Raw genomic sequence first — 17,202 nt, 5'->3', positions numbered from 1 at the left:
GGGCATGAATGAAGTAAACAGCCTGAGTTCAGCACAAGCAAACCACAGCAAAACCGGCAGCCATTATCTTGATGATGTGCTGCTGATCCTCACCATGGCGGTACTCGCCGGATGTGGTTTAATCTACGAGTACCTGTTATCCCATTATGCCGGCCGGGTGCTGGGCATCATGGAAAGCGCCATCTATACCATGATAGGCCTGATGATAGTTTCTATGGGTCTGGGAGCTTTTGCCGCCCGTAAAATTGCCTGCGCCTTTAAAGGTTTTGTCTGGCTTGAGATCACTATCGCCCTGCTTGGCAGCTCCGCCATTATTATCATCAGCGCTTTTATCGGCGCCACCCAGATACTGCCGCAACTGCTTAGCGATACCTTTGCCCTGCCCCCGGATGCTCTGCCCCGAGGCGGCTTTTTTAAAGACTTAAGTTTTATCGCCTTTAACAGCCCCTATTTTTTCGGCGTCTTACTCGGCTTTTTTATCGGCATGGAAATCCCGTTAATCGCCCGCATCCGGGAAGAAATCCACCAGAAACACCTGAAAAATAACCTCGGTACCATCTATGGTGCCGATTATATCGGTGCCGGCATAGGCGCCGCCATTTGGGTCATCTTTTTACTGTCGATAGATATCAGCGAGGCGGCCGCGTTAACCGCCGCGTTAAACCTGCTGGCCGGCAGCTTTTTTATCTTGCGCTACTGGCAAAAACTCAACTGGCGTAAAACCCTGGTGGCTTTACACCTGGCGTTAGCGGTGATGCTCGCGGTGATTTACCAGCACGGAAACAGTTGGCTTAACCAGATGAATAACCTGCTTTATCTTGATCAGGTGGTGTACAGTGAAAAAACCCGCTACCAGCAGCTGACTTTTACCCAACGCCATATGGGGCTGGAGCAGGGAGATATCATCAATTTTTACCTCAACGGCCGTTTACAGTTTTCCTCGTCAGATGAATTTATTTACCACGGTTACCTGGTGACCCCGGTATTGGCCGCTTCTGCCCGCCAGGAGAATATCCTGATCATCGGCGGTGGTGACGGTTTGGCCCTGCGCGATATTCTGAAGTGGTCCCCCGAACATGTCACCCTGCTTGACTTAGACAGCCAGTTGCTCGAACTCTTTAAGCAGCCACAGCAGCGTTTACCAAAAGCCTTGGCGCAAAAAATCGCCAACTTAAATGAACTAAGCCTGCAAGATCCCAGGGTGGAAATCATCCAAAGCGATGCCTTTATCGCAATAGATAACTTATTGTCGCAGGGCAAGGTTTATGATGCCATCATCGTCGATTTACCCGACCCCAGCCATCCGGATTTAAACAAGCTCTATTCGGTGAATTTTTATGCCCGGTTAAAACAACTGCTCGCCGGTGACGGTATTATCGGCATACAGTCAACCAGTCCCTACCATGCCAAGAAATCCTTTATTTCTATCGGCAAAACCCTGGCGGCGGCAGACTTTCCCCGGGTACAGCAGTACCATGACAATGTTCCCAGCTTCGGCGAGTGGGGCTGGACCATAGCCGCTAAAATGGGGGCAAGTCCTCTGTCCAGGCTGGAGCAGCTTAATAAGCTCACCGTGCCCCACCACTGGTTAAGCCTTGCTATGATTAAAAGCGCTTTTGTTTTCCCCAAAGATTTTTACTTGGAAAGTGAACAGGTTGACGTAAACTATCTCGGTAGCCATACCTTGTATCAGTTGCATCAAAATGCCTGGCGCGACCAGCAAGGATTAAACGAGGCCCATTTGCAAAAGTAAGCCGTATCGAAATAGCAATAACAAGCAATAGTGAAAAAATAATCCATAGTCGCTTGACATATTATGTCTTAATGTTTAACTTAAGCTCATTGACATAATATGTCGATCAGTAAAAACCCGCTGAAAGCGCAAGCTTTTGGCCTAGATAACAAATAAGGGATCCAATGAACATTCATAAAATAGCCGACTACCTGAACACCTTAGCTGATGACTCAGACACAGGTATGGTTTTTGACTGTCAGCCGATATCCGGTGAAGTCGATGTTTTACAGATCACAGTAACAGGCCGTGAAGAGCTGCCAATTTTTGTTTCCGTTACCGACGATCAAATATTATGTATCACCTATTTATGGGGAGTTGAAGAAGTAAAACCGGATGCCCTGCATGATATGCATGAAAGCATGCTGGAAATGAACATCCCGATGCCGTTATCCGCCTTTTCTAAAATCGGCGATAAATACGTAACTTTCGGTGCCTTGTCTATTAATTCAACCTTTGAAGATATAGAGCACGAACTGGCGGTACTGAGTAACAATGCCATCGAAGTTATCGATGACATGAGTGAATATTTAATTTAAGCGACCATTCTTTGAGGAGTGATAATATGAGTATTTTTAAAAAGATAATGACAGCTATTCGAGGTGGCGCGACAGAAGTTGGTGAAGCTATCGTCGACTCGAATTCCACCCGCATTTTTGAACAGGAAATTCGCGATGCCGAGCATCACCTGACCAAGGCCAAGCGTGACTTAACCGGCGTCATGGCCCAGCAAATGGCAGCAAGCCGTGAAGTTGACCGCCTTAAGCGCGAGATCACTGAGCACGAAGGTTATGCCGGACAGGCCCTGGAAAAAGGCGATGAAAAGCTTGCCCTGGCGGTTGCCGAAAAGATCTCTACTTTAGAGTCTGAGCTGGCCAATCAGCAACAGGCATTAGACAGCTTTGATGCCAATGCCAGCCGCTTAAAAGAGCTGGTGAAGAAAAGCGAGCGCCAGATGGCAGAATACAAACGTCAGCTGTCTATGGTTAAAACCACGGAAAGCGTGCAAAAAGCGACGTCTGCAATCACCGACAACTTCTCTTCGAGCAACTCTAAGCTGTTAAATGCCAAAGACTCGTTGGAGCGTATCAAGGCGAAGCAGCAAAAGTTTGATGATCAAATGAAAGCCGCCGAAGTACTTGAGTCAGAAAACAGCGACAGCTCGTTAGCCGCCCAGCTGAAAGAAGCCGGCATCGGCGCTGCGGACAATAGCGCCAACTCGGTATTGAATCGCATCAAAGCGAAACAAAACAAAGGCTAAGGGCAAAGCCCCTGTTATTGTTAACTTTGCCCTGTAGGCAAAGCTAATAAAGCTAAAAAGACCAGCCGGTTACCCCGTTATTATTAACATTTGGGGTAACCGGCTAAACTGCTATCGGAACTAAAATCATTCCTCCCAACGCAGTTCAATCCAACATTTAATGCAGGACACAATAATGAGTTTTTTCAAGCGTGTTTTTGGCAAAGAGCAAACACCACAGCGCAGTTTAACTTCGGTAAAAGATCTCAAAAAAGACGATATTATTGTTCTCACCGACAGTTTTGCCTTACCCGAGTCCCTCAGGCAGCAGCAGTTTCAGGTCAGCGACGTCAACAGCTATGAATTTGAACACCATACCCAGACCGAATGGGTATTGACGGGCAATAACGACAACGAGATTTATTTATCCCTTGATGTTGACGATAAGATCTATTTAAAATTTTCCCTGAAAATAGCACACCAGGATGTGGAAAGCCTGTTTGATCTCGACAGCTTTGCCACCATTTTCGACGAACCCGGCCAGGCGTTTCTTGAGCGTCAAAGCGATACCGCCAAAACCAGCGGCTGGACCAGCGAACAGTATCAGCAAAATGCCTTTGCCGTGGTCGGCTATTTTCACCGAAAAGATCACCGCAGTGAAAGCCTCAGTGCTTATCAGGGTAGTGACAGCGGCGAACAATTCGAGCAATATGTGTTACATGACGCCGAGCAAGATTTTGGCATTGAAGTAGAGGTATGGTCAGACGGGGACACCGATGTGTTTTTAACCTTATATCGCCCTGTCACCGATATCATAGATATGTACCCCGGGAGTTAAACTGTGGCAAGAAAAGTCCCCGAAAAATGGCAGTCTTCTGTCAAAGCCGTTAAGGCGGTACAGGTTGCCTTTGATATGGATGAAAAAATTCAGCTGGCGATCAGAACGGAAGCACTGCAGGCTGGCCTCAGCCCTTCGGATCAAATCCGTTCTATTTTAGGCTTGTCCACCAACAAACGTCCGAAAAGGCCAAGATTAACCGTGTCGCTCGGGCCGGAAGATTACCAGGTGTTGGCAGAAAAATACCAGCTTGAGCCACAACAGCAGCTGGAAATAAAAAGAAAACTGATGGATGAACTCATCAATCATGTCGCCAATAAAAGTGAATAAGAACGCGGACCATGAATACAAAACTTACTCCCTATAGCGTAGATGAATTCGGTGTAAAAAATTATCACTCGGGTTATCTGCTGCTCATCACTTTAGTCGCCCTGTATGTCATCATAGCCGCGCTGTCTTTTTTACTGCTGCAGTTTGAAGCTTCAGCCCCGGACAGCAATATCATGACCTATAAAGATGCCTTCTGGACCTTGCAAATGAGTGCCAGTACCATAGGTTTTGGTGATCATTTCCCTGTCACCCTGGGGGGAAGGATCGTGGTCGGTGCCATGTTTTATATCGGTGTCGGTATGGTGGGTTTTATTGGTGCACAATTTATCGACCGCTTTGTCGGCTTTTCCGATACCAATGTCAAAAACCGGGAATTACGTAAGCAAAATACCGAGATATTGGAACATAACCAGCAACTTGAGAAAAAAATAGATCTCCTGGCAGACAAAATAGAGCTCTTGGTAACAAAGCAATCCAAGTAACCTTTAGCGGAGCTGTTGCGCTACAGCTCCCAACATCCCAGGAAAATTTGCCAATCAAATCCCGTCAGGCAGAAACTCCCTGTCTATCAAGAGCTTCAGTAAAGCTAGCTGTAAGCGGTTAAAAGTCTGTTCATAGCAAAATTCCAACAACAGGCAGTCATCACCAACGCCGTTTTTGCCATCACAACCGGCCCGGTCAAACTGCAACTCAAGCGCCGAATATAAACCGACAACCTGTTTAAACTGCATTGCCAACTCCTCCTTAGCAACAACAAGACTTTCCGGGGCCAAACTGAAAAGCCGCTCAAGAAAAAGTAAGGGTTCACTGACAGCACTCAGCCTTTTCGGACTGCTCGATAAAAAGCAATACTCAACCCCGAGCTGTAATTGCCCCAGGGCAAAGTCCAGATGGGCATAAAAACTTTCCCTGTCTGCTAAAGCCGAAACTAACAAACCTTGACGGGAAAAAGCTTCCGGCTTGCTCTTTGGCGCTCCCCGCCATAAAGCATATCCCCGCGCCGCTTTGCTTTTTACCCCGGGACGTAGTTTAAAGGAGCCCAGCAGTAAGTTGGCAAGCTCAAAAAGCATCTCCATAGCCGGTGCACCTTTACCCGAAAACAATTCCAGCTCAAACTCGGCGATAGCTGCTTGCCTGCCTTGACTTTCTATGGTGCCCGAATCTAAAACCAGTTCGATAACGACGCCGTGCTTACCCGCTATTTTCCAGGTGGTGCGATAAAAGTCAGTAGTAAAAATAGCCGTCAGCGCTTGCTGTATCTGTGCTATGTCTACACCATCCGGCCAGATAGCTGAGGGAAACAGCTGCAATTTCGGCAAGGTTTCCCTGTTGTCCAAAGCAAGATTATACTCGGGCCTTTGATGCAGTCCGGACAACACCCGCCCGGCGGTCTTCACCGTTTGTTCGTACAGGTTTTCACCGCTACGGATCCTAAGCCCGATATCATTTCGTGCCAAATCAAGGGCCGGGGTATCAAAATAACTATTTTTAAGCTTGCCGGCGCTTTGCTCAAAACTGAAGTTTTGCTGCTGTAAAAGCTCAGTTACCGCTTTTGCATCAATAACTTGCCCAAGCAAAAATTTAAGCTCAATTTCGGTTTCATCTGCTTTATTCATAGCCATGGAAGTTGTCTATCTACTCTTTGTCCGCTACCGCAACCACAGGGAATTAAGGAAGGGCAATAACTGTTTAGCGCCATAATACCCGATAGTCTTTTACCCGGTATAGCAATAAAACAGCAATTAGAGTCTCTATCTGGCGGTTAAGCCTATTTTTAGCACAAGATCCTTAATCTTAGCTTGCCAAAAAAGAGCCAAAGACCTAATATCTTGTCCCAGAAGGTTTAATTGCGTTTGGTTGTTCAATGAAAAGAGTGAGTTGTTTACTTATCAGTGTCCTGTTTGGCTTGTCATTCCCCGTGTTAGCCCAAGAAGAAACCGCTTCACAGGCACCATCTTCAGAAGAGACTCCGGGTTATATTGCCGATGAGCTTATCATCTATATGCATGCCGGCGCCGGTAATAACTTCAGAATATTAGGCAGCGTCACCGCCGGTGCACAAATCACCCTGACCGGCAAAGAAGAAAACAATTACACACAAATTATCGACAGCCGCAACAGAACCGCCTGGGTAGAGAGCAAATATATCTCTCAAAAACCCGGACTGCGCTTTGTTATCGCCGAGCTTAACGAGCAACTTACCAGCGCCGCCGATGAAAACAGCCAGTTAAAACAACAACTGAATGAAGCGCAAAAAACCATTGAGAGCTTAAACGGCAAAAGCAAAGCCATTGAAGACGAAACCGCCCAGTTGCAACAGCAACTTGCTGTCGTTAAAGAACAGCTAAAAAGCCAGGATCAGGACATCAAAATAGAATGGTTTAAAAATGGCGCCATAGTGCTTGCCCTTGGCCTGCTGTTTGGCTTGCTCATTCCTAAACTTATCGGTGGCCGCAGCAACAAGATGGATCGCTGGACCTAACCGGAAATAACACAAAGTGGTTTTATCTTATTACCTGTTAAAGATCCCCTATACGGTGATCTGGGAAGTGCGCGAGTTATTTAACCTCAATAAAGATGTCATGCTTTATTGCGCCAACGCCCTCGACTACCAGATATTCGCCTCGGTGCAAAAACATTTGCCGCCGTTAAAAATTATCGCCAAAGACAAAAAAACCCAGCAAGAGCTGGCGGCGATTGGCGTGCCGTCAAAAGTTTACCCGGTATTCCCCAAAGGGGTAATCATGTGCCGCCAGGCGGGTTATAAATTCCCGGCCTCACGCATGAAAAAAGTCGGCATGCGCCACGGCGCCTATACCTTTAAACCTTTTGCCAATAGCAAAGGTTATAATTTATTAGATCATTTCTATATGACCAGCTCCCGGGAAGTAGAGCGGGCACAAGCGGTAGGAATTACCTGCGCCAAAGCGGTAGGTTTTCCAAAACTCGACCCCATGTTTGACGGCAGCGTCGATACCGAGCAGCTGGCTGCCCTGGCCAAAGGCGCAGGACTGGACGAAGGCAAGCCAACGGTGCTGTTTACCGCCACCTGGAATGATTCCGGCGTATCTGCCATCAGCCACTGGTATGATAAATTAGACAGCTTAACCGCCGATTACAACATCCTGGTCACGGTACACCCCTGGACCAAAGACGAAATCAAACAGAAGATAAAAAATACCAAGCAGGTGTTTTTTATCGATACCGCAGATATCGTGCCTTATATCCAACTGGCAGATGTCTGTATCGGCGATACCAGCTCGGTATTGGCGGAATGCTGCGCCCTGGAAAAAGATATGGTGACCTTCACCGTAGATGACGGCAAACGCACGGTACAGGAAGTTAAACAGCTGATCAAAGAATTCAGCATTCAAATCGATCAATTTGACCAGCTACAAGGGGCAATTAAACAAGCCCTGACCAAACCACAGCACCTGGCACAGGCCAGGGCTAAAGCCAATAAAATTATGTTCGACCAGCTCGACGGTCAAGCAGGCCTTAGAGCCGCCAATTATTTAAAAGAGCTGTTTCCCCAACTGAACCAGACCAACAACTAATTTAGGATGTCCATGAAACTCTTTTGCGCCCTTTTAACATGCGCTTCCCTTAGCTCTTTTGTTCAGGCCGCCCCCTGGGTTGAAGCCGATAATATTTACCTGCGCGCCGATATCCAACTGTTATCCGATCACGATGTGATCAAAGCGCCCATCAACCGTTACCCCCTGATGTGGGCCGATATTGCCGCCGATCTGGATAAGGTCGACTTCAACATCTTAGATAAAAATTTAGAGCGCAGTTATCAGCGTGTGGTCTTCCATTTAAACCAGGCAAAGAAATCCAGCCAACCGGCTTCGATTAAAGTGGCCGCTGCCACTGACAGACCTAAATTCAAACACTTTGGCGACACGCAGAGTGAAAAAACCGAAATAACCAGCAAAAAAACCTTTGTCGGCAGTAACTTTGCCGCCCATCTGGAAATACACAAGGTAAGCGACGCCATAGACGATAAAAACTTCCGGCTCGACGGCTCCTATCTCGCTTATAAACTGGGCAACTGGAATGTTATCGGCGGCGCCGTCCCTATGTGGTGGGGCCCGGGCTGGGACACGGCTTTGTTAATGTCGACCAATGCCCGCCCAATCCCCGGCATCAGCCTTAACCGCCAACAGGCAGTGCCATTTGATACTCCCTGGTTAAGCTGGCTCGGCCCCTGGAGCTTCACCACCTTTATCGGGAAAATGGAAGATCGCGGCCGTGCAATCCCTAACACCCGGCTCTGGAGCAGCCGGTTAAGCCTTAAGCCTTTTTCTTCGCTGGAATTGGGACTTTCCCGCTCCACCATGTGGGGGGGAGATGGCCGGGGCAATGGCTTTTCGGATTTCTGGGATATCGTAATACCGAATGAATCGGATAATAAGGTCAATAACGAAACCGATGTTAACGATCTGGGTTCGGTCGATTTAAGGTGGAGTACCAGCGTCCTGGGGCAAAACGTCGGCGTTTATTACGAGATGGGTTTTGAAGACTATGGTATCAGCTCGGTAGCACCGTCCAAGCGCAGCCACCTTGGTGGGATTGACGCCGACTTCTTTTTAGGTGACAACCTCTACAGCGTCTATTTCGAAGCTTCGGACACCTATCATGCCGAATGTGCTTGTGTCTATGAACACGACATTTACCGCACAGGCTACCGCTACCGCGGCAAAGGTATCGGCAGCACCTACGGCAGCAATGCCAGCAGCATCACCTTAGGGGTGATCGCCCAGCCGGAAAACGACAACTACTGGCAAGCCAGTGTGGCGATGATAGAGCTGAATAAAAACAATGAAGACAAAATCATTGCAGACGAGAGCCTCAGCCACCAGGAAATTCTGGAACTGCGCGGCAGTTACCGCTTTACCTGGGCGAAAAGCCGCTGGGAAGTGGGCGCCCAGGCGCGTAAAACTGAAATCAACAACAAAACCGAGAATGATTTTGAAGCTTCTCTGAGCTGGGAATATAAGTTCTAAGCCAAATTTCAAAACTCACATCTGCGTTTGAAGTACACTTCTCTTTGCTAAAGTGTACTTCAAGCCTTTACCTGCCCTTTATTTTCAGCTTAGTTGTCTGCTGACTATCACCTTAGCTCTCTTTTTCGTGATTGCCTTTAAAAAGCTGCCCGACCTTTAACAACATTTTTCTGTAAATTTATTACAATTTTTCATTGACAGCCCAGGCGCGTTTAAGCTAGTTTAAACTTACAAATAACGAACAAATTTACGTTAAACCATATGACACAATTAATTAAGACAATTCGAATTAACCTCCTCCTCGTACTTAAGGTACGCGGATAGTTTTTTATTGCTTAATTAATAATGAAAAATATAAAACCCGCGTCAGTAACGCGGGTTTTTTTATGCCTGAGTTTTTAGACGCTGGTTTACTTAACATACAGAGAGAACAAAGGATAACCAATGGATAACAAAGTCATCATATTTGACACCACCTTACGGGACGGTGAACAAGCCTTAAATGCCAGCTTGTCTGTGCATGAAAAACTTCAAATTGCCCAGGCGATTGAACGCTTGGGGGTGGATATCATGGAAGTGGGTTTCCCGGTGTCCTCTCCCGGTGACTTTGAATCCGTACAACAGATTGCCAAAACCGTCAAAAACTCCCGGGTATGTGCCTTGGCCCGCGCGGTGGAAGCCGATATCAAAGCCTGCGCCGACGCGTTAAAACCCGCCGAAGCGTTTCGCATCCATACTTTTATTTCCACCTCAGACGTGCATGTTCAGCAAAAATTGCGCAAAGAGTTTTCCGATATCGAAGCCATGGCAGTACATGCGGTCAAATATGCCCGCCGTTTCACCGATGATGTTGAATTCTCCTGTGAAGATGCCGGGCGCACGCCCATCGACAACTTATGCCGCATGGTCGAACAGGCAATTAAAGCCGGCGCCACTACCGTCAATATTCCCGATACCGTAGGTTATACCGTGCCGACGGAATTCGGCGGCATCATCACTCAGTTATTCAACCGGGTGCCCAATATCGACCAGGCGGTTATTTCCGTGCATTGCCATAACGACCTGGGCCTGGCGGTAGCCAACTCCATTGCCGCGGTGCAGGCAGGGGTCCGACAAATCGAATGCACCGTCAACGGCATCGGCGAGCGTGCCGGTAATTGCTCACTGGAAGAAGTGGCGATGATCTTAAAAACCCGCGAAAGCCTGTTGGGTTTACACACCGGCATCCAGCATCAGGAAATTGCCCGTACCTCCAAACTGGTCAGCCATTTATGCAATATGCCGGTGCAATTAAATAAAGCTATCGTCGGCGGTAATGCCTTTAGCCACTCCTCGGGTATTCACCAGGACGGTATGTTAAAAGCCAGCAATACCTATGAGATCATGACCCCGGAAAGTGTCGGCATCAGCAAAACCAAATTGAATTTAACCTCCCGCAGCGGCCGCCACGTCATCAAACACCGCATGGCCAGCCTGGGTTATCAGGACAGCGATTATGACCTGGAGCAGTTATATGCCGACTTCCTGGCGCTGGCGGATAAAAAAGGCCAGGTCTTTGATGATGACCTGGAGGCGTTATTGTTTAATATCCAGCAACAGGAGATGCAGGACTTTTATCATATCGATTATTTAACGGTGCAATCGGGCAGCGGCGAATTTGCCACCGCCAGTATCAAACTGGCCTCGGGTGAAGAGCGACAAATCAAATCCGCCACCGGCAACGGACCTGTGGATGCGTTATATCGCGCCATCAAACAGGCGGTGGATATCGAATTTGAAGTCACCGATTATAAGATTTCCAATAAAGGTGCCGGGGAAGACGGTCTGGGCCAGGCAGATATAGTGGTCACCTGGCAGGGGCGCAACTTCCACGGTTTTGGCTTGGCAACAGACGTCATCGAAGCCTCGGGGCAGGCGCTGATCCATACCTTAAACAGTATTCATCGCGCGAAAACCATCAGCGCGTTAAAAAAAGAAGCCGGTGCCAAGCAGTCGCCATCCTCTTCAATCTCTAAACCACAAGGTGTTTAATCCAAATGTCCAATATTGCAATTTTAGCCGGTGATGGCATAGGCCCTGAAGTTATGGCGCAGGCAGAAAAAGTCCTGAAGACCGTTGCCGATAAATACAGCTTTCCCCTGAATTTTCATCATTATGATGTCGGCGGCTGCGCCATAGACAATCACGGCACCGCCCTGCCCGAGTCCACCATCAAGGGCTGTGAGCAGGCAGATGCGATTCTTTTCGGCTCGGTCGGCGGTCCCAAATGGGCAAACCTGCCGCCAACGGAGCAGCCGGAGCGCGCCTCTTTATTAGGGCTGCGCGGCCATTTTGGTTTGTTCTGCAATATGCGCCCGGCGCAATTGCAAAGTGCCATGTCCCATTTATCACCGCTAAGGGCCGATATTTCAGGCCAGGGTTTTGATATCCTGGTGATGCGCGAGCTTACCGGCGGCATCTATTTTGGTGAACCCAAGGGACGCCAAAACCAGGGCACGCCGGATGAAACCGGGTTTGACACCATGGTCTACAGCCGCAAAGAAATCACCCGTATTGCCAAACTGGCATTTGAAGCGGCGCAAAAGCGCAACAACAAGGTCATTTCGGTGGATAAGGCCAATGTCCTGGCCAGTTCGCAATTATGGCGTGAAGTGGTTAATGAAGTAGCAAAAGACTACCCGGATGTTGAACTTGAACATATGTATGTCGACAATGCCGCAATGCAGTTGGTGCGTTATCCGGACCAGTTTGATGTCATGTTATGCTCGAATTTATTCGGCGATATTTTATCGGATATCTGCGCCATGATCACCGGCTCCATGGGTTTATTGCCCTCCGCCAGCTTAAACGAGCAAGGCTTTGGCATGTATGAACCCGCCGGCGGCACAGCGCCGGATATTGCAGGTAAAGGCATCGCCAATCCCATCGCCCAGATTTTATCGGCGGCATTGTTGCTGCGTTACAGCTTAAATCAAAACCAGGCGGCAACAGCTATAGAACAGGCGGTCGCAAAAACCCTGGCTGACCAGGTATTTACCCGGGACCTGTTAACGCAGGAAACCGCTTCCCAGGCCAAGTCCACCAGCGAGATGGGCGATTATATTTGCAATATCATTAAGGATTTATAAACATGGCAACCACCTTATATCCGACAATAGATAGTTGCAACACCAAGGCTCATTTTCCATATATCAGCAGTAAGGACTTATAACATGGCAACCACCTTATACGAGAAATTATGGCAACGGCACCTGGTTGAAGAAAAAGCCGGTGAAACGCCGTTATTATATGTTGACCGTCACCTTATTCACGAAGTGACCTCGCCGCAAGCATTTGCAAATTTAAAATTCCATAACCGCCCGGTGCGTAAACCCCAGCGCACCATCGCCACTATGGATCACAATATTTCCACCCGCTCTGTCGCCATCGATGCCGCGGGAGAAGGGGCCGCCAATCAGCTGCGCACCCTGGAGAAAAACTGTAAAGAATTCGGTATCCAGTTATTTGGCATGGGCCATAAAAACCAGGGCATAGTGCATGTCATGGGACCTGAGCTGGGCCTGACCCTGCCGGGCACCATTATCGTATGCGGCGACTCCCATACCGCTACCCATGGCGCCTTCGGCGCTCTGGCCTTTGGTATCGGCACCTCGGAAGTCGAGCATGTGCTGGCCACGCAAACCTTGCGCCAGACCAAGGCCAAAACCATGAAAATCGAGGTTAAGGGCCAGGTGGGTGTCGGTATCAGCGCCAAAGATATTATCCTGGCGATTATCGGTAAAACCGGCAGCGCCGGAGCCACAGGTTACGTGGTGGAATATTGCGGCGAGGCCATCACAGCGCTGAGCATGGAAGAGCGCATGACGGTCTGTAATATGAGCATAGAATTTGGCGCCAAGGCAGGTTTAATTGCCCCGGATGAAACCACCTTTGCCTACCTGAAAGACAGGGAATATGCCCCTCAAGGTGAACTTTGGCAACAAGCGGTCAATGACTGGCAAACCCTGAAATCCGATAGCGATGCCCAATATGATGCCGTGGTCACTTTAGAAGCCAAAGACATCAAGGCCCAGGTAACCTGGGGCACTACGCCGGGCCAGGTGACGGCAATTGACAGCGCGGTGCCTTCCCCCGATGATTTTGCAGATCCGGTTGAAAAAGAGTCCTGCGTTAAAGCCCTGGCCTATATGGGCTTAACCGCAGGCACCAAGATCACCGATATCGATATCAATAAGGTTTTTATCGGCTCCTGTACCAACTCGCGCATCGAAGATTTACGCGCCGCTGCCGCCGTGGCTAAAGGTAAAAAAGTTTCTTCCAAGGTAGATGCTATCGTGGTTCCTGGCTCCTACCGGGTAAAAGAGCAGGCGGAAGCAGAGGGCCTGGCGCAAATCTTTATCGACGCCGGTTTTGAATGGCGCCTGCCCGGCTGCTCCATGTGTTTGGGCATGAACGACGATAAACTGGCGGAAGGCGACAGATGTGCTTCCACCAGTAACCGAAACTTTGAAGGTCGCCAGGGGCGCGGCAGCCGCACCCACCTGGTGAGCCCGGAAGTTGCCGCCGCCGCGGCCATTGCCGGACACTTTGTCGACTTAAACAGCTAATACAGGAAAGATCATGGAAAAATTTACCCGACATCAAGGTTTGGTTGTGCCTTTGGATATTGCCAATGTCGACACCGACCAAATCATTCCCAAACAGTTTTTACAGAAAACCGAACGTGTTGGTTTTGGCCAGCATTTATTCCACGACTGGCGCTACCTCGACGGCGCAGGCACCCGAAATAACCCTGATTTTATTTTAAATGAAGCCAGGTATAAAGGTGCCTCAATTTTGCTGGCGCGGGAGAACTTCGGTTGCGGCTCCAGCCGGGAGCATGCCCCCTGGGCCTTGCAGGAATACGGCTTTAAGGTGATTATTGCGCCGAGCTTTGCCGATATCTTTTACGCCAACTGCATTAACATCGGTATCTTGCCGATCAAGCTCAGCGATGAGGAAATTAACCAGTTGTTTGCTGCCACAGCAAAAACGGAAATTGAGTTAAATGTCGACCTGGCAAACAATCATATCAGCTTTGGCGACAGCCGCTTTGATTTTACTCTGGACAGCTTCCAGCAATACTGCCTGGAGCAGGGCATCGACAGTGTCGGCTGGACCTTAAACAAGCTGGAAAAAATTGAAGCATTCGAAGATAAAATGCCCGCCTGGCAATAGGTCGGCATAGCTGATATCTAAGAACTAAGAATAAGGGGCCGGTATAAAATCCGGCCCTTTTTTATGTACTGTCCCGATCACACGGATGTGAAAGAGTGAGAAAAGAAAAATTAATTTCCGGCCGAAGACCAATTGGATAAGGCAGGTAAACTGAAGTCTTCACCGCGATAATTTAAAATCACCTGCTGCGGCAAGATTTGCGTCAGGGTCAAGTCTTCAGCAATACGATCTCCCTGATACTTATCTTCACCGTTGACCCGGATCCAGCCTTCACCATCAGTGGCAAATATATGCAATTCAAATTGCAAATCCGGGATCCCTTGCTGTACCCAAAGCGGCATATTGCCTAAAGGCGTTACCCCTGAGGCGGCGGCACTTGACATATCATCAGCATCACCCTCTTGAGCATCACTGTTTTCGTCAAAACCGTTATTGCCGGTTTCATCAATGGCAGACTGGAACCTGGCCAGCATATCATCGGAAACTCCCGCTTGTGGTGCCACTTTAAAATCAAGGGGCAGCTGCTTTGGTTTTTCTGCACTGACCACCATTTGTGGCTCGCTAGGTTTTTCCACTTTCTGCTTAACGGGGGGATGTTCAAAGTAGCTTTCGGCGGCAATTTTTTCATTGCTGTTGTTAACAGGCGGCGCTGAATTTATTGCCGGAACTGTCGCAGCTTCAGCCACAGGCTCACTTGGTACGGGTGTTAAGGCCTGAGCCGTTTGCCCCTTATTGTCACTAATAATATCAACTTGCCCGGGAGCCTGACTTAACGGCTGGTGATTAGCGGGTAAAACCTGCGCTTGCTGATTGTTTTGTCCCAACCAGTAACCGGCCAGCAAAGCGGCAAAAATAGCCAGGGTCAGCAATACGCCCCAACCTATTGAGGCTGAGCGGGTTTCGATGGCCACAGGCACAGGAGCGGACTGTAAGGTCGGCGTCTGTCCCTGACTGGTTTGTTCTTTTTTAAGTGCTTCTAATATATATGACATAAAATCTTCAATTATTTAAAAATGGGCTGGCCCAGGTCCACGGTATTGGTCAATAACATCAGGGTTTGCTCCCTGGCTTCGCTGCTGTCGATGCCGTATTGTCGCTGGAACTGGCGCAGCTGGTTTTTCAACATCGCATCCAGGGCCTGAACCTCTCTTGCCGGTCGTTGCTGCTTTTCGCTTAACTTGTTTTCCAGCCACTGAATTAGTTCAACCGGGCTTTGCTCGCCTATGCTGGTCACGGCCTCAAAAAAGGCATTTTTAGGCGGCTGCCAGAATATCACCGCCCCGCCCTGCCAATAGCGATCTAACCAGGCTTTATCAATCTCCAGCTGCTGGTGATTAAACTGGAAACGGTAACTCTCTCTTTCCCCATCGGTTGATGCCCCTGATTGGGAGATCCCGAGTAAGGTACCATAAAAGGCAACGCCGTTAGTGTCGATAAACTTAAAGACCGCCGGATAATTCAGCTTCAATAATGCCGGCAAAGTACCTTTAAACCAATAACAGCTTAACTCATAACTGCTTGCCACCTGACACGGCTCACTCAGTTCATCTTCCACCTGCAGACGCCACAGGCTAAACAAATGCCTAACAGCAAGGGGTAAACTGCGGCTGGAATCTATCACTAAAGGCCAGTTTGTTTCAGGAGAAGTCCGTGTTTGCTCAGCAGCTTCTGTCGTTTGCAGCGCCTTATTGGCTTCATCGGCCAGCAGGGACGATTCTTGTTGCTGAGCCAGAGCATTGTCTTGATAATTTCCGGCAACAAAGCCCAATGTCAGGGTCAGTGCCAACAGCCCCGCTGCCAGGGCTAATTTACCGCCGCTTTTTTGCCACCAGGGCTGCCTGCTAAGCTCAGCCCCGAGTGCTTCAACCGAAGCCCCCAACACCAGCTTTTTATCCACAACCTGTTTGTTTTCGCCGTAGGCGCCGAGCAACGCACGGTCACATAACAGGTTAATCAGCCTGGGAATACCCTTGGACAGCTGGTGTATGGTGGTGATCGCCCGGCGGTTAAACAAGGGCTGCTGACATTCAGCAATTGCCAGGCGGTGCTGGATATATTGCGCCACTTCTTCCCGGTTAAGGGGCAGCAAATGGTATCGTGCGGTGATGCGCTGTGCCAGCTGTCTTAAATCACGCCTTTGTAATAATTGCTGCAATTCCGGCTGGCCGATGAGGATCACCTGCAACAGCTTTTTGGTGTGGGTTTCCAGGTTGGTTAACAGCCTTAACTGCTCTAAGACTTCCGCCTGCAGGTGCTGGGCTTCATCTATGATCAAAATGGTATTTAACCCCGCCTGATGATTTTTCAGCAATTTTTCCTGAATTTTATCGGTCAGGGTTTTCAGGGTCGCCCCGGTTTTTCGGTAGCGAATTTTCAGCTCATCACAGATGGTAGCCAGCAACTCCTGGCTTGATAAGGTCGGGTTTAAAATAAAGGCTGCCTGGGTATTTTCCGGCAACTGATCCAGCAAACAACGGCTGACGGTGGTTTTCCCTGTGCCCACTTCCCCGGTGAGCAGCACAAAACCGCCGGTTTCACCTAAACCGTAAGTTAAATGGGCCAGGGCTTCACGGTGACGGACACTCATAAATAAATAATGAGGGTTGGGCGCTATTGAAAAGGGGATTTCCTTTAAACCAAAATATCCTGTGTACATAAGCTGAAAACGGTGAATAAAATTACCGTGTAAAACTACCCCTTTGCCTGTGATAAGTCAAAGGCCGAAAGGCCAGTTGGCCATTAACATCGACGGCTATCATCAATTTGTCACCCAGAT

The 17,202-nt window shown here is 48.8% G+C and carries 16 protein-coding genes; 13 read left to right on the top strand and 3 right to left on the bottom strand.

The annotated features are described in order from the left end of the window. The first annotated feature begins 4 nt into the window (after positions 1-4). The 6 genes from QL234_RS02605 to QL234_RS02580 all read left to right on the top strand — a co-directional run bounded on the left by QL234_RS02605 (position 5) and on the right by QL234_RS02580 (position 4,682). Entirely contained in the window at positions 5-1,753 is a 1,749-nt protein-coding gene (locus tag QL234_RS02605; RefSeq protein WP_281556297.1) for a polyamine aminopropyltransferase, read from the top strand. Between the two features lie 164 nt (positions 1,754-1,917). Next, on the top strand, positions 1,918-2,331 hold the full coding sequence (locus QL234_RS02600; protein ID WP_044832281.1) for a DUF2170 family protein: 414 nt from the start codon (positions 1,918-1,920) through the stop codon (positions 2,329-2,331). Positions 2,332-2,357: 26 nt separating this feature from the next. Further along, complete coding sequence (locus QL234_RS02595; RefSeq protein ID WP_281556296.1) at positions 2,358-3,053, top strand: PspA/IM30 family protein; 696 nt, start codon at positions 2,358-2,360, stop codon at positions 3,051-3,053. 175 nt (positions 3,054-3,228) lie between these two features. Continuing rightward, the gene (locus QL234_RS02590) at positions 3,229-3,870 is read left to right on the top strand and encodes a hypothetical protein (protein ID WP_281556295.1); all 642 of its coding nucleotides are present in this window, start codon (positions 3,229-3,231) and stop codon (positions 3,868-3,870) included. A 3-nt stretch (positions 3,871-3,873) separates the two neighbouring features. Next, positions 3,874-4,200: a hypothetical protein gene (locus QL234_RS02585; protein WP_281556294.1), complete on the top strand. Its 327-nt coding sequence runs from the start codon at positions 3,874-3,876 to the stop codon at positions 4,198-4,200. An 11-nt stretch (positions 4,201-4,211) separates the two neighbouring features. Further along, positions 4,212-4,682, top strand: a complete 471-nt coding sequence (locus QL234_RS02580; RefSeq protein ID WP_281556293.1) for a potassium channel family protein — start codon at positions 4,212-4,214, stop codon at positions 4,680-4,682. 54 nt (positions 4,683-4,736) lie between these two features. Here the strand turns inward: QL234_RS02580 and QL234_RS02575 are convergent, their stop codons facing one another. Then, positions 4,737-5,822 (bottom strand): CYTH domain-containing protein, encoded by a 1,086-nt coding sequence (locus QL234_RS02575; RefSeq protein WP_281556292.1) that lies wholly within the window; start codon positions 5,820-5,822, stop codon positions 4,737-4,739. 242 nt (positions 5,823-6,064) lie between these two features. Here QL234_RS02575 and QL234_RS02570 point away from each other — a divergent pair, with 242 nt between their 5' ends. The 7 genes from QL234_RS02570 (at position 6,065) to leuD (ending at position 14,426) form a co-directional block, all read left to right on the top strand. Beyond that, complete coding sequence (locus QL234_RS02570; protein WP_281556291.1) at positions 6,065-6,682, top strand: TIGR04211 family SH3 domain-containing protein; 618 nt, start codon at positions 6,065-6,067, stop codon at positions 6,680-6,682. A 16-nt stretch (positions 6,683-6,698) separates the two neighbouring features. Further along, positions 6,699-7,757 (top strand): CDP-glycerol glycerophosphotransferase family protein, encoded by a 1,059-nt coding sequence (locus QL234_RS02565; RefSeq protein ID WP_281556290.1) that lies wholly within the window; start codon positions 6,699-6,701, stop codon positions 7,755-7,757. 12 nt (positions 7,758-7,769) lie between these two features. Further along, complete coding sequence (locus QL234_RS02560) at positions 7,770-9,209, top strand: capsule assembly Wzi family protein (RefSeq protein WP_281556289.1); 1,440 nt, start codon at positions 7,770-7,772, stop codon at positions 9,207-9,209. A 444-nt stretch (positions 9,210-9,653) separates the two neighbouring features. Beyond that, complete coding sequence (leuA, locus tag QL234_RS02555; protein ID WP_281556288.1) at positions 9,654-11,240, top strand: 2-isopropylmalate synthase; 1,587 nt, start codon at positions 9,654-9,656, stop codon at positions 11,238-11,240. 5 nt (positions 11,241-11,245) lie between these two features. Further along, a complete protein-coding gene (gene leuB, locus QL234_RS02550) occupies positions 11,246-12,337 on the top strand; it encodes a 3-isopropylmalate dehydrogenase (protein WP_281556287.1) in 1,092 nt (363 codons plus the stop codon). Between the two features lie 84 nt (positions 12,338-12,421). Then, on the top strand, positions 12,422-13,816 hold the full coding sequence (gene leuC / locus QL234_RS02545) for a 3-isopropylmalate dehydratase large subunit (RefSeq protein WP_281556286.1): 1,395 nt from the start codon (positions 12,422-12,424) through the stop codon (positions 13,814-13,816). Positions 13,817-13,829: 13 nt separating this feature from the next. Then, entirely contained in the window at positions 13,830-14,426 is a 597-nt protein-coding gene (gene leuD / locus QL234_RS02540) for a 3-isopropylmalate dehydratase small subunit (RefSeq protein ID WP_281556285.1), read from the top strand. Positions 14,427-14,536: 110 nt separating this feature from the next. On the opposite strand, the gene QL234_RS02535 is transcribed toward leuD, so the two are convergent. Both QL234_RS02535 and QL234_RS02530 read right to left on the bottom strand, forming a co-directional pair. Further along, entirely contained in the window at positions 14,537-15,418 is an 882-nt protein-coding gene (locus QL234_RS02535; protein WP_281556284.1) for a general secretion pathway protein GspB, read from the bottom strand. An 11-nt stretch (positions 15,419-15,429) separates the two neighbouring features. Beyond that, positions 15,430-17,013: an AAA family ATPase gene (locus QL234_RS02530; protein ID WP_348650696.1), complete on the bottom strand. Its 1,584-nt coding sequence runs from the start codon at positions 17,011-17,013 to the stop codon at positions 15,430-15,432. Between the last annotated feature and the right edge of the window lie 189 nt (positions 17,014-17,202).

The organism is Thalassomonas sp. RHCl1, assembly GCF_947387555.1.
Taxonomy (GTDB): Bacteria; Pseudomonadota; Gammaproteobacteria; order Enterobacterales; family Alteromonadaceae; genus Thalassomonas.
Note: the sequence above shows the minus strand (reverse complement) of the source record. Positions and strands in the feature narration are given on the sequence as shown.